The following is a 12,345-nucleotide window of genomic DNA, read 5'->3' on the forward strand; positions in this document are numbered from 1 at the left end:
GTGGGCGTCCCTGTTTATCACCTCTGTTACGCACTCACGACCCACGCCGGGAGCCTCAGGCCGCCCGCCACAGCGCGGGGACGTTCGGCGGCTCCCAGCCCGGCTGGGCCGTGTGCCCCTGTAAGCACACGTAATCCCGGCCGCCGTAGGTGACGCGGGCACCGGCCGCGTAGCCGGTGCCCGCCGCCCAGGTCGTGCCGCCGGGCGGCGTCGAAGTCACCGTCGACGTCGGCGGGTTCTGCGGCACGTTCAGCACGAAGTCGAACGCGGCCTCCTTGGCGCTCCCGTTGTCCCGCACGGTCATCAGCAGCCGCGCGTCGAAGATCGAGTCGGTGTTGTTGCGCGGCTCGTTCGGGAAGTACAGCTGCGTGGTCAGGATCGGCCGGCCCGGCGCCTGGACCTTCACGTGGATGTGCCGGGTGCGACCCGGGTAGAGGCCGGGCACGATCGTCGACAGCGTGAACGCGCCCTGGGCGTTGGTGTACTGGTGGCCGCGGAAGGTGTAGCCGGTGTTGTCGTAGGCGCCGTTGACGTCCGCCTGCCAGAAGTCCAGCAGCGCGCGGTCCACCGGCAGGCAGGCGAGCCCGAAGACGTACCCGGTCAACGTCAGCCGCGTGCCCTGGGTGCCCGGCGTGACGAGCGAGGTCCGCTCCGGCGAATTCGGCTTGAAGTACGGGCCTTCGATCTGTTCGGGCGTCGGATCGTCGTCGTCGTGGCACGACGGCGTCAGCGCCGGGACCTGTCCGCTCGTGGCGGCGGTACGGGCGAGCGCGGGGCCGCCGAGCAACGCGACGGGTGCCGCGACGCCGGCGGCCAGAGCGGCCCGCAGCACCGTTTTGCGGCTCAGCTTCGTCTCTTCGTCCATGCCTCGACGGTAAGCAGCGCACCGGGTCGCGGGCGATGGACTGGACCGGTCAGTCGTGGTGCTTCTCGCCCGCCCGCCGGAAATCGCCGGGACTCGAGCCGGTTTCGCGGCGGAAGAACCGGCAGAAGTACGCCGGATCGGCGAACCCGACCCGGCTCGCCACCTGCCGGACCGTCAGATCGGTCCGCAGCAGGAACCGTTTGGCCTCCCGGATCCGTGCCTCGCGCACCAGTTGCGCGGCCGTGCGGCCGGTCGCGGCCTTGACGGCCTCGGTGAGGTGCTCCGGCGTGACGCCGATGCGCTCGGCGTGCGCTTTCACCGACCACAGGCCCAGGTCGGCGCGTCCGGTGAGCCGGGCGAACTCCGCGGCCACCGCGCCGGCCCGGGCGGGCGGCGCCGCCGGCGTCCCAGGCAGCCGTCCCACGCGCACGACCAGGACGTGCAGCAGCGCCCGCACGACCGAGGCCGCGCCGCGGTGGTACTCCGCCTCCAGCTCGGTGACGAGCCGCGTGACGTCGGCGTCGGCGCGGTCGTCCAGCTCCAGCCACGGCCGCTCGCCCAGCCGCCGCAGCCGGTCGCGGTCGGCCGGGTAGTCGAGCAGGAAGTCGTCGGTGAACAGCACGACGTGCCCGGTCAGGCCCCGCACACCGGCCCAGTGGTGCACCTGGCCCGCGGCGATCACCCCGAGCTGCGGCGGCCGCACCGGCCAGCGCGCCAGGTCGACGACGTGCTTGCCGGTGCCGCCGGTGACGTGGACCAGCTCGTGGAAGGTGTGCCGGTGCGGGAACTCCGCGCGCGAAAGCGGCCCGATCGTGTCGAACGTCCCGACGGCGAAGGGCACCGCGTCCGGTGCCGGCAGCTCCAGCCGGTGCATCGGCAGCTCCCCCGCCCGCGGTGGGAGGCCGGGCGTCCCGGGCGGAACGGTCGTACCGCGCATGGTCTGGTCCCTTCGCCGGTCGGCGAAAAAGTCTAGACCACCGCGTGCGCGGTTCGCCGGTTTTGCCCCGAAGATCGCAATCCGTTCGTCGGGTACGAAAACGGGGCCGGTCCACAGTGGACCGGCCCCGTTCCGGGTTCAGCTCAGTTCATTCACGCACGGCTGCGGCGACGGTTCACCAGCAGCATCAGCGCGCCGCCACCGAGCAGCAGGCCGCCGACGGTGAACGGCACGGCCGCGTCGACACCGGTGTTGGCGAGCTCGCCGCCACCGCCGTTCGAACCGGCCGGGGTGGTCGGCGCCGGCGTGGTCGCCGGGGCGACCTCGGTCCAGCTGGCGGCCGCGTTCGCGGTCACCTCGGTCTTCTCCGAGTCGGCGACGATCAGCGACTGGGCCGGCTGCCGCGCGTAGTTCTCGGAGACGAACAGGCGGCCGGTGTCCAGCTCGCCGCTGGCCTTGAGCTCGAAGCCGCCCTTGCCCGGCTTGGTGCCGGCCGGGACGTCGACGTACAGCTTGGTGCCGTCCTTGACGTCGGCGGCCTTCAGCTCCTTGCCGTCGGCGTCGGTGAGCTTGACGCCGTCGGGCAGCTGGCTGGTCAGCGCGGTGATGTCACCGGAGGTCGCGACCGAGAACGGGCCGATCTTGCTGCCCGCAGTGCCCTCGGTCTTGTCCGCGGCGATGTTCAGGGTCGGCTTCGGCTGCGCGTCGAGGCCCTTGTTCTGGTCACCGGTGAAGTAGGCGTAGAGGGCGGCGACGTCGGCGTTGGCGTCGGCCGAGTTCTCCTCGGCCAGCGGCTTGGTGGCGTCGAGGTTCACGCCGTCGCTGAAGTGCCAGACCGCGGCCTGCGTGGCGGCGATGGCCTCACGCTCGGAGACGCCGTCGTGCACCGTGACACCGGCCTTCTTCAGGGCGCTGCCGAGGGCGTCGAGACCGGTGCCCGGGTAGCCGTGGTGCAGCACCCAGTTGATCTTCGCGCTGTTCTCGTTGAACGGCCCCTTGGCCGGGTACTTGTTCCACGGGCGCTCGACCATGTCGACGTCGGTGCGCAGGCCGACGGTGATCTGCACGCAGTAGAGCTTCAGCGTGCTGCCGTCGGACAGCTTCATCGAGAACAGCTCGGCGATGTAGTCGCCGCCCTTCCCGAGGTTGAGCCGGTAGCCGACGGTGCCACCGTTCGCGTCGACCCGGCCGTGAGCGGCACCGTCGTCGGCGAGAGCGGCCGGGGACCCGACCATGACCGCGGCGGCCGCGGCGAGAGCCGCGATCCCGCCACGCACGAAAGCTGACCTGACCTGCATAAATCTCCTATCCGAGCCCGAACCACGACGTGGGGGACCGCGTGAGACCAAGCCCCGATCACGACGGCCACCGATTCGAGTGAGTGATCACCCGGTCAAGCGATACCGCAGCATACACAGACCTCACAGTGCCTACTTCTGGTATCCCCCTTAACTCGAATGTGTCGCGGAAGGCCGCATCTGGACGTCGGAAAAGTGCAGAATGCGACGACGAAGGAACCACGAAATCAGTGGCTCAAGTGACCTTTTAACCGGAATCCGCCGATCTTTCCCCGGCCCCGGAGTCAGGTCCGGCGCAACCCGTCGGCGAGCACGGCGACCATGCGCTGGTTGTACTCGATCTCCTCGCCGCGCACGGGCTGGCACAACAGCGCGATGGCGTGCATCAGGTCCCTCGCGCTGACGTCGGCGCGGATCCGCCCGGTCGCGACCGCGGCGTCGAGCAGCGCCGCGAGCACGGGTTCGAGCCGTTCCATGAAGTACCCGGGCAGGCCGTCGAACGCCGGATCCCCCGAATGCAGGGCCGTCGCGAGCCCGCGCTTGGTCCCGACGAACGCGGTGTACCGGTCGAGCCACTTCGCGAGCGCCACCTCCGGCTCATGAGCGGCGCTCAGCTCCGGCCCTGCGGCGGCGCAGACGTCGATCCCCCGGTGCAGCACGGCCACGACCAGGTCCGCGCGTTGCGGGAAGTGCCGGTAGAGCGTCCCGACGCCGACCCCGGCCAGATCGGTGATCTCCTTCGCGGGAGCGTCCACCCCCGAGGTGGCGAAGACGTTTTTCGCGGCCTCGAGCAGGGCGTCGACGTTGCGCTGGGCGTCGGCGCGCAGCTTGCGCGGTTGCATAAACGGAAAGCCTTTCCGTATATTAGCGGAAGAGCTTTCCGCTTACGTCCAGACTACCTCCAGGAGCACCTCCCATGCAGTACCGCACCCTCGGCCGCACCGGCATCAAGGTCAGCCCGTACGCGCTCGGCACCCTGATGTTCGCGACGTCCATCGGCAACCCCGACCCCGAAGACTCGATCCGCGTCATCCACAAGGCCCTGGACGCGGGCATCAACTTCGTCGACACGGCCGACGCCTACGGCGACGTCGAAGACGTGGTGGGCCAGGCCCTGAAGGGCCGCCGCGACAACGTGGTCCTGGCGACCAAGTTCAGCCGCCCGACCGGCGACGACCCCAACCACCAGGGCACCTCACGCCGCTGGATCATGACCGCGGTCGAGAACTCGTTGCGCCGCCTGCAGACCGACCACATCGACCTGTACCAGATCCACCGCCCGGACCCGTCGACGGACATCGAGGAAACGCTCTCGGCCCTGAACGACCTGATCCACAGCGGCAAGGTCCGCGCGATCGGCACGTCGGCGATGCCGGTGTCGGACCTCGTCGAGGCCCAGTGGACCGCGTCCCGCCGCGGTTTCGAGCGGTTCCACACGGAGCAGCCGCCGTACTCGATCCTGAGCCGGGGCATCGAGCGCGAAGTCCTCCCGACCGCGCAACGCCACGGAATGGGCACCCTCGTCTGGGGCCCGCTGGGACAGGGAATGCTCACCGGCCGCGTCCGCCGTGGCCAGGAGAACACCCTGCGCCGAGCGGGCGTGCTGAAGCACCTGAACGACGCGCACCGCATCGACGTGGTGGAGCAGCTGATCCCCCTGGCGGAGTCGGCGGGCATGCCGCTGACCCACCTGGCGATGGCCTTCGCCATTTCCCACCCCGGAGTGACGAGCGCGATCATCGGCCCCCGCACCATGGCCCACCTGGACGACCTGCTGGCCGGGCTGGAGGTCGTGCTGCCGGACGAAATCCTGGACCGCATCGACGAAATCGTCCCGCCGGGAACGAACGTGAGCGCGTTGGACCAGGACTTCGTACCGCCGGCGTTGCGGAACGCGACCCTGCGCCGCCGCCCGGCCAGCGAGCGGTCAGCAGCCTGACCGGTCTACCTCCGGCTCTCCTCCGGCCAGGACGCGCGGCTCTGAAAGTACTGCGACGCTTCGGGTGTCTCGTTGAACTCGAGGATGTTCCCGAGCTTCTCGGCCAGAACCGCGCGAATCTCTTGCGGCGTGATGAAGAAGAACTCCCGTCGCAGGTTGACCTGGTTCAGCCGGCGGTCGGCGAACATCTTGTGCAGCTCGTTCTCGAGCGCGATCGCGTCCTCCGAGAAGTGCAGGAGGTGCGTGTCGAAGGGGAACGGGACCGATGCGTCACCGAGTTCCATGATGCGATCCCGAGGTTCGAGGCGCCGGGTCATCCCGATTTTCACGACGCTCTCGCCGAACGCACCGATGTTGCTGATGACGTAAACGTACCCTGCCCGGATGTTGGCGATGCGGTAGTCGTTCTGGGCTATCGCATCGTCGATGGCGGTCAGCCGCTGACGCAGCTCGTCGGCCTGCTCCTGCTTGCCTTGCTCGGCAAGTTTTGCCAGAGCGTTGGCGTAGTGATCGCGCTCCTTCTCCAGCCGGTCACGTTCGGCCTGCAGTTCTGCTTCCGCGCGTTTCTCTTCCCGCAGGCGTTCGCGTTCGGCCCTGGCCGCTTCGCGTTCCTCCTGCACCTTGAAGTGGTAGTCGCCGGTCAGTTCGATCTCACGCAGGCGAAGCAGGTGGTACTCAGGAGCGACGTGCATCTCCATCATCTTGCCGAGCTTCACGATTGATTCGACCGATCTGTCGAGACGCTGCTTCGCCGAGGCCACCGTGCCGGCCCGAACAGACCGGACGCAGTTGTCCGCCTCGGCGTTGTACGCCCGCAGCATCAGCTTCGAGAAGTCGGCCGTCATCTTCCGGCCCTGCGCCAGCGAGTTGTTGTAGGCGAACCGATCGGCAGCGAGGATGGCGGCGCCGTTCTTGACGAACTCCTTCACCTCCTGCCGGATCGCGGCCAGCGCCTCCTTGAACTGTTCAGCGTTCTCGAGAGGGTGGTGGTACTCGTAGATCCCGACCTGCTGGAGCAAGATCGAGTCGTTGAGTTCGACGAGTTGTTCTCTTGCCTGACCGATCTGTTCACGAACGGCTTCAAGCTCCTGCCGAGCAGACGCTACCTCTTGCTGATCGGGCTCCCTTGGCACCTCAACTGTCTGAGGCGGCGGAGTGACGGCAGCGGGTGGAGCTTGCACTTGCGATTCCGCAGCGGCATGATCTTCAGGGTCGCTCGGCCCGTCGGCCACCCAGAACTCCCAGCCGGGAGGCGCAGGTGGCCAGGACGCGGGCGGCTGCCACCCCTGAGGCGGCACCCACCCGGGCTGAGGAGGCGGCCATCCCGGCGGCGGAACGAATCGGAGCCCGTTCACCGTGTCGCCGCCCCGCTGACGGAGGAACTCATCGACGAACACCCTTCTTGTCGTCGATCGGGGTCAGCCGGTGCGGAGTCTTGGACACGACAGCGCGAAGGTGCTTCAGCGTTTCGGACGGAGTGATCCGGGCCAGATCGATCTGCAGGAAGTCTTCGCGGCTCACGGCCAGCGCGATGAGTCGGACGAACACATCCTGGCCGACGGCGGGATCGACGTGGTTGACACCTCCGACCAGGGAAATGCTGTCGATTTTCCCTGCCCGGTCCGACTCCCACACCTCGTGGAGGGTTCGCAACGTCATGTTGTTGAGCAAGTTGACGTACCGGGTCGTCACGTCTTTCTGCGTCAGCGCGGTTTCCGCGATCTCGTCACTGGCGCGCACGTACCGGAAGAGCTTGGTCTTCGGGATCGTCTCGGGCGACGGGAACACGACCGTGATGGACAGCTCACGCAACTCCGAGCTGTACGAGAAGTCGAAATCGCTGTTGGCGGCGATGACGTCCGGGTAGATCGAGTTGCCGAACACGATTCCGATGTACTCGTCGACCGCCTCGGGCTCATTGTCCGCGAGCCGGTTGATCAGGTCATCGAGGCGGGCGTTTTCCGCATCGACGATCCGCTGCCGTTCAGCACACTCGGCGTCATACCGCCTACGGTCGTGGGCAAGCCGCCTCAAGCGCTCACCTTCCGCGGCTTGGTGCTGCTGCGCCGCGGCCAGCTGCCGTTGCGGAATCTGGGCGACGGCCGCTCGCCAGGCCGCGTGCACCTGGCCGAACTGGGCCTGAGCAGCGGCTGTCGCAGCAGCGTGCTTCTTCTTGGCGAAAACCGCCGAGATGCCGGCCGGAGGCGCAGGCGGCTGGAAGTAGGGCTCCGGGGGCGCACTGATCGGCGCCGGCGCAGCCAAAGCCGTCTGGTACGCCGACTGGAACGGCGGGTGTTCGGCGACCCGGCGAAGGTTTTCCAGATCGACGTAATCATCGACAGCCAGTGTCGACTCAAGAATGCCGTCGATCGCGGCCAACTCTTCCTGCAGGTCCGCGTTGAGCGACTCAACCTTCGATTGCTGAGCTTCGATGTGGAGGCGCTTGAGTTCACGTTCCGCCTGGGCCGCTGCCTGCACATCAGCGCGAGCCATGCGCTCGCGTGCCATCGCAGCGGCAGCCTGGGCGCGATGCATTTCCCGTTCGAGTCGAACCCGCTCACGCTCGGCGGCCGCGGCCTGCCGCGCCCGCTCCTTCTGCGCCTTGGCCGCCTGATACTGCATCTCGGCGAAAAACCCTCGACGACGCCCCATCGATGTACCCTCCGGCCTCAGCGCAGTCCCAGTTCCCTGGGTATCGCTGAGGCGAAGGAAATGTTTCAAGCGAGCTTGAACGCAGACTCGAAAGCCACGTCAAGGGCGTCGATCGTTACCCATTCGTGCCCCCGACGGGGTTCGAACCCGCACTTTGTCGATTTTAAGTCGACTGCCTCTGCCAGTTGGGCTACGGGGGCACCGCACACTCTAGGCGATCCGCGCCCCGCGCAAGCCACGAGGCCGGACCAGGGTCGCCCGGTCCGGCCTCGTGTCCACTAAGGACTCACAGGACTCAGTTCAGCGTCCAGGACTGGTTCGCGCTGCCCGTGCACGTCCAGATCTGCAGCGGGGTGCCGTCCGCCGAGCTGGGGCCTGTTGCGTCCAGGCACTTGCCCGATGCCGGGTTCACCAGCTGGTTGCCCGTGTGGGTCCACTGCTGGGCGCCCGTTCCGTTGCAGTCGTACAGCTGGACCTTCGAGCCGTTCGCCGTGCCCGCTGCGTTGACGTCCAGGCACTTGCCCAGCGCTCGGAGCGTTCCCGACGTCGATGTCCACTGCTGGGCGTTGGTGCCGTTGCACGTGTACAGGTCGACCGTCGTGCCGTTCGCCGAGGACGCGCCCGCCACGTCGACGCACTTGCCGCCGTAGCCGGTGATCGTGCCGCCCGCCGGGGGCGGGGGCGTGGTGCCGCCGCCGGTGATCGCGTTGAAGATCCTCGAGTACGCGTAGCCCGTCGCGCGGTCGTAGTCCTGGAGCTCCCAGAACGACAGTTCCGCGACGCCGTTCTGCGCCGCGAACGTCTCCAGCTGCTGGGCGTCGGACTGGCTGAACTGGGCGCCGTCGTCGTTGCGCCCGGCGATCGGGGTCAGGCCCATCATCGCGTACGCCGCCGACGTCGAGATCCCGTACAGGCTCGCCAGCTGGGACGCCGAAGCGCGCGCCGCGGACAGGGCGTCGCCCAGGACCGGCTGGCCGTCGTAGAAGTCCATCACCATCAGGTTGACGACGCTGACCTTGACGCCCTTGTTCTTCGCGTCGCGCAGCAGGTCGAGCTCGTTCCCCGGGATGCCCGTCGGGTCGACGGCCAGCGTGTAGTCGACCTGGACCGCCCCGTTCTGCTGCTGCAACGCGGCCAGTGCGGAGTTGCGGCGCTGGTTGGACGCCGTGTCGCCGAGGACGCCGCCTTCGATGTCGAAGTCCAGGCGCGGCGTGCCGTAGGTGTTGACGACGTTCGCGTACGCCGCGGTCAGGCTGGCGGTGTTCGTGCAGGTCTGGGCCAGCTCACCGCCTTCGGCGCCGCCGAACGACGGGATGACGTTACCGCCCGCGGCCTGCAGCGCGCTGATCTGCGTCTTGAACGAGCCGACGCCGGTGCCGTTCGCCTCCCAGACCGGGGTGCAGCCGGACTGCGGGGTGAGGAACGCGAGCGTGAAGAACTTGGTGCCGGTGGCGTTCGTGTCGGCGGACATCTGGCCGGCGTCGGCGTCACTGATCTGCAGGTAGGGAGCGGCGTAGTGGGCGGGGAAGGCACCGCCGGCCGCGGCCGCGGTGCCGGGCGTGCCGGCGAGGACGGCAACGCTCAGCACGGCGGGCAACGCCGCGACGAGTGCCGCTTTGGTGCGGGAAAAGCGCATGGGAGCTCCTGGGACCGTGGGGACGGGCGGTACGGAGTGATCGGATCTCTGTCGGCGAGGGGGAGGTTCGCCGACTTATTCTTCGTAGTGAAGAAAGGGATACCCGCTCACTGGCCCAGTTGTCCAGACCATGTCGCTCACCGGCACACAGTCGGTCATTTCCCTGCAACTGCCCCAAAAGACCCTTAACCGCCAACGCAAAGAGCCCCTGCCCGCCGAAGCGGACAGGGGCCCTCCCCACCGAAAACTCAGGACTTCGAGACGCGCGCGAACTCGTCCTTCGGGTTGTTGATCTGGCCCAGCGAGATGACCTCGCGCCGGAACAGGCCGCCCAGGATCCAGTCGAACAGGATGCGGATCTTGCGGTTCCAGGTCGGCATCGCCTTGAGGTGGTACGCGCGGTGGAAGAGCCAGGCCGGGAAGCCCTTGATCTTCAGGTTCAGCGCGTCGGCCACGCCCTTGTGCAGGCCCAGGCTGGCCACCGCGCCGAGGTTCTTGTGGTAGTAGTCCTTCGGCTTGCCGCCGCGGATCACCTTGATGATGTTCTTCGCCAGCAGCCTCGCCTGGCGCACCGCGTGCTGCGCGTTCGGCGGGCACGTCGCCGTCGGGTCCTCTTCGGTGCGCGAAAGGTCCGGGATGGCCGCGTTGTCGCCCGCGGTCCACACGTCCGGGTGACCGACGACCTGCATGGCGGCCGTCGCCTCGAGGCGGCCGCGCTTGTCGAGCGGGAGGTCCGAGTTGGCCAGCACCGGGTTGGCCTTCACGCCGGCGGTCCAGATGAGCGTGTCGGTGTCGAACTCGGTGCCGTCCGACAACACGACGTGACCGTTTTCGAACGACTTCGCCGCGGTCGACAGGTACACCTCGATGCCGCGCTTCTCCAGCTGCTCGACCGTGTACACCCCGAGCGTCTCGCGGACCTCGGGCAGGATGCGCCCGGCGGCCTCGACGAGCACCCAGCGGACGTCGGCCGGCTGGATGTTCGGGTAGTAGTTCTCGACCGCGAACCGGGTCATGTCCTCGAGCTCGGCCAGCGCTTCGATGCCGGCGAACCCGCCGCCGACGACGGTGAACGTCAGCAGGCGCTTGCGCAGCTCGGGGTCGAGCGTGCTCGCGGCCTCGTCCAGCTTGGTCATGATGTGGTTGCGGAGGTAGATCGCCTCGCCGATGGTCTTGAAGGCGATGCCCTGCTCGACCAGGCCCGGGATCGGCAGGATGCGGGCGACGGCGCCGAGCGCGACCACGAGGACGTCGTAGCCGAGCTGCTCGATGTGGCCGTCGGCGGCCTCGACCGTCACGGACTTCTTGTCGTTCTCGATCTTGGTGACGCGCGCGGTCAGCACGTGGCAGCGCTTCAGCACGCGGCGCAGCGGCACGACCACGTGCCGCGGCTCGATCGCGCCGGCCGCGGCCTCCGGGAGGAACGGCGCGTAGGTCATGTGGGGCTGCGGGTCAACGACGGTCACGGAGGCCTCGTTGGCCCGGAGCATCTTCTGGAGGCCGTACGCCGTGTAGAGCCCGACGTACCCACCACCGAGGACGAGGATCCGAGTCGGTTCCGACTTCGACTTCGCAGCAGCCATGACCTCATAGTGGCACCTTCACACGGACCTTGCGCGGGGACCCCATCCGGCTGTGACCAGCGTCGCTGCACCTTCCGTAACGATTCAGTCCGAGGCCGTCACCGAGGTCGCGGCGCGGAAGACGTCCGCCACCATCGTGTGGGTCAGGAGCCCGGTCTGGACATTGCGTGGTGAGACGTGATAACAGCCGAAAATACGCAGGTCGCCGAGCTTCAGGACCGTGCCGTGCCCGAACGCGGGACGCGGCGACGGCACCGGCCAGCCGGCCGCGGCGAGCACGGGCAGTAACGCCTGCCAGCCGAACGCGCCGAGCACCACGATCGAGCGCAGTGTCGGACGTAACAGCGTCAGCTCCTCCGCGAGCCACGCCCGGCACGTGTCGCGCTCGGCCGGCGTCGGCTTGTTCTCCGGCGGGGCGCAGCGCACCGGCGAGACGAGCCGGGTGCCGTACAGCTCGAGGCCGTCGCCGATCGCGGTCGACGTCGGCTGCGACGCGAGGCCCACCTCGTGCAGCACCCGGAAGAGGAAGTCACCCGACGGGTCGCCGGTGAACATCCGGCCGGTGCGGTTCGCGCCGTGCGCCGACGGCGCCAGCCCGACGACGGCGAGCGTGGCGTCCGCCGGCCCGAAGCCGGGCACCGGCCGCGCCCAGTACTCCTCACCGCGGAACGCCGCCTTCGTGCCCGCGACGCCTTCGCGCCACTCCACCAGCCGCGGGCACGCCCGGCACTCGGAGACGGCGGCGTCGAGCTGGGCGAGCGTCCTCATCGCAGCGCCACCCGGGACAGCCGGTCGGCCAGCCGCGTGGTCTCCGGCAGCCGGTAGCGCGGGGCGAGCGCCAGGGTCAGCCGGCAGGCGTGGGCCAGGTCGATGCGGTGCCCGGCCGAGACGTACACCGGCTTGACGCCGTCCTGGGTGCGCAGCACCGCGCCGACCACTTCCCCGGCGTCGACCAGCGGCACCGAAGCACCCCGGGACGCCGCGGGCGCGTCGTGCGAGCCGACGAACCGGGTCTTGCCGACGCCGAACGCGGGCCGTCCGGTCAGCACGCCCAGGTGGCAGGCGAGGCCGAAGCGCCGGGGGTGCGCGAGGCCGTGGCCGTCGCAGACCAGGACGTCGGGCTCGTGGTCCAGCCGCTCGAGCGCGGCCAGCAGCGGCGGCAGCTCGCGGAAGGCGAACAGCCCCGGCTCGTACGGGAAGACGGCCTTCGCGCGGACCGTCCGCTCCTCCACGACGGTCAGCCCGGCGGTCTCCAGGGTGACGACGGCGGCGGCGATCCCGTCGGCGTCGTCGTAGGCGACGTCGAGCCCGGTCACCGTCGGCGGCAGCTCGGGGCAGTCGTCGGTGACGTCGACCAGGCCGCGCAGCCGTTCCTGCACGGCGAGCGCGTCGGCGACGGTCGTCGGCCAGTCCCCGGTGTGCACCAGGTCACCCT

General features: G+C 68.9%; 11 protein-coding genes and 1 tRNA gene. 1 reads left to right on the plus strand and 11 read right to left on the minus strand.

The genetic code is table 11. From position 1 onward, the window contains the following. Positions 1-55 precede the first annotated feature (55 nt). The 4 genes from ACGFMK_RS00005 to ACGFMK_RS00020 all read right to left on the minus strand — a co-directional run bounded on the left by ACGFMK_RS00005 (position 56) and on the right by ACGFMK_RS00020 (position 3,942). Positions 56-865: a carbohydrate-binding protein gene (locus ACGFMK_RS00005; protein WP_392755473.1), complete on the minus strand. Its 810-nt coding sequence runs from the start codon at positions 863-865 to the stop codon at positions 56-58. A gap of 49 nt (positions 866-914) precedes the next feature. Further along, complete coding sequence (locus ACGFMK_RS00010) at positions 915-1,802, minus strand: AraC family transcriptional regulator (protein ID WP_392755476.1); 888 nt, start codon at positions 1,800-1,802, stop codon at positions 915-917. A gap of 152 nt (positions 1,803-1,954) precedes the next feature. Next, complete coding sequence (locus ACGFMK_RS00015) at positions 1,955-3,100, minus strand: thioester domain-containing protein (RefSeq protein ID WP_392755479.1); 1,146 nt, start codon at positions 3,098-3,100, stop codon at positions 1,955-1,957. 284 nt (positions 3,101-3,384) lie between these two features. Next, on the minus strand, positions 3,385-3,942 hold the full coding sequence (locus tag ACGFMK_RS00020; RefSeq protein WP_392755482.1) for a TetR/AcrR family transcriptional regulator: 558 nt from the start codon (positions 3,940-3,942) through the stop codon (positions 3,385-3,387). A 74-nt stretch (positions 3,943-4,016) separates the two neighbouring features. On the opposite strand from ACGFMK_RS00020, the gene ACGFMK_RS00025 reads away from it, so the two are divergent. Beyond that, complete coding sequence (locus ACGFMK_RS00025; RefSeq protein WP_392755484.1) at positions 4,017-5,039, plus strand: aldo/keto reductase; 1,023 nt, start codon at positions 4,017-4,019, stop codon at positions 5,037-5,039. Between the two features lie 5 nt (positions 5,040-5,044). Here ACGFMK_RS00025 and ACGFMK_RS00030 read toward each other — a convergent pair whose 3' ends face one another. From ACGFMK_RS00030 to ACGFMK_RS00060, 7 genes are all read right to left on the minus strand, one after another. Further along, positions 5,045-6,271 carry a DUF4041 domain-containing protein gene (locus ACGFMK_RS00030; RefSeq protein WP_392755487.1) on the minus strand — a complete coding sequence of 409 codons (1,227 nt, stop codon included), beginning with the start codon at positions 6,269-6,271 and terminating at the stop codon, positions 5,045-5,047. Between the two features lie 151 nt (positions 6,272-6,422). Further along, a complete protein-coding gene (locus tag ACGFMK_RS00035; protein WP_392755489.1) occupies positions 6,423-7,691 on the minus strand; it encodes a hypothetical protein in 1,269 nt (422 codons plus the stop codon). A gap of 126 nt (positions 7,692-7,817) precedes the next feature. After that, a tRNA-Leu gene (locus ACGFMK_RS00040) sits at positions 7,818-7,891 on the minus strand. A 95-nt stretch (positions 7,892-7,986) separates the two neighbouring features. Further along, positions 7,987-9,327 (minus strand): ricin-type beta-trefoil lectin domain protein, encoded by a 1,341-nt coding sequence (locus tag ACGFMK_RS00045; protein ID WP_392755491.1) that lies wholly within the window; start codon positions 9,325-9,327, stop codon positions 7,987-7,989. A 248-nt stretch (positions 9,328-9,575) separates the two neighbouring features. Beyond that, positions 9,576-10,910: an NAD(P)/FAD-dependent oxidoreductase gene (locus tag ACGFMK_RS00050; protein ID WP_392755493.1), complete on the minus strand. Its 1,335-nt coding sequence runs from the start codon at positions 10,908-10,910 to the stop codon at positions 9,576-9,578. A gap of 84 nt (positions 10,911-10,994) precedes the next feature. After that, complete coding sequence (locus tag ACGFMK_RS00055) at positions 10,995-11,678, minus strand: uracil-DNA glycosylase (protein WP_392755496.1); 684 nt, start codon at positions 11,676-11,678, stop codon at positions 10,995-10,997. Then, positions 11,675-12,334, minus strand: a complete 660-nt coding sequence (locus tag ACGFMK_RS00060; protein WP_392755499.1) for an endonuclease V — start codon at positions 12,332-12,334, stop codon at positions 11,675-11,677. The genes ACGFMK_RS00055 and ACGFMK_RS00060 overlap by 4 nt, the downstream gene beginning before the upstream one ends. Positions 12,335-12,345 lie beyond the last annotated feature (11 nt).

The sequence above is a fragment of the Amycolatopsis sp. NPDC049252 genome (assembly GCF_043197175.1).
In the GTDB taxonomy this organism is placed as follows: Bacteria; Actinomycetota; Actinomycetes; order Mycobacteriales; family Pseudonocardiaceae; genus Amycolatopsis.

What these genes read in the sequence shown, in the direction of transcription:
- ACGFMK_RS00050 (WP_392755493.1), bottom strand. Translation starts at nt 10,910, where the DNA reads ATGGCTGCTGCGAAGTCGAAGTCGGAACCGACTCGGATCCTCGTCCTC.
- ACGFMK_RS00005 (WP_392755473.1), bottom strand. Translation starts at nt 865, where the DNA reads ATGGACGAAGAGACGAAGCTGAGCCGCAAAACGGTGCTGCGGGCCGCT.
- ACGFMK_RS00045 (WP_392755491.1), bottom strand. Translation starts at nt 9,327, where the DNA reads ATGCGCTTTTCCCGCACCAAAGCGGCACTCGTCGCGGCGTTGCCCGCC.
- ACGFMK_RS00025 (WP_392755484.1), top strand. Translation starts at nt 4,017, where the DNA reads ATGCAGTACCGCACCCTCGGCCGCACCGGCATCAAGGTCAGCCCGTAC.
- ACGFMK_RS00015 (WP_392755479.1), bottom strand. Translation starts at nt 3,100, where the DNA reads ATGCAGGTCAGGTCAGCTTTCGTGCGTGGCGGGATCGCGGCTCTCGCC.
- ACGFMK_RS00035 (WP_392755489.1), bottom strand. Translation starts at nt 7,691, where the DNA reads ATGGGGCGTCGTCGAGGGTTTTTCGCCGAGATGCAGTATCAGGCGGCC.
- ACGFMK_RS00010 (WP_392755476.1), bottom strand. Translation starts at nt 1,802, where the DNA reads ATGCGCGGTACGACCGTTCCGCCCGGGACGCCCGGCCTCCCACCGCGG.
- ACGFMK_RS00055 (WP_392755496.1), bottom strand. Translation starts at nt 11,678, where the DNA reads ATGAGGACGCTCGCCCAGCTCGACGCCGCCGTCTCCGAGTGCCGGGCG.
- ACGFMK_RS00020 (WP_392755482.1), bottom strand. Translation starts at nt 3,942, where the DNA reads ATGCAACCGCGCAAGCTGCGCGCCGACGCCCAGCGCAACGTCGACGCC.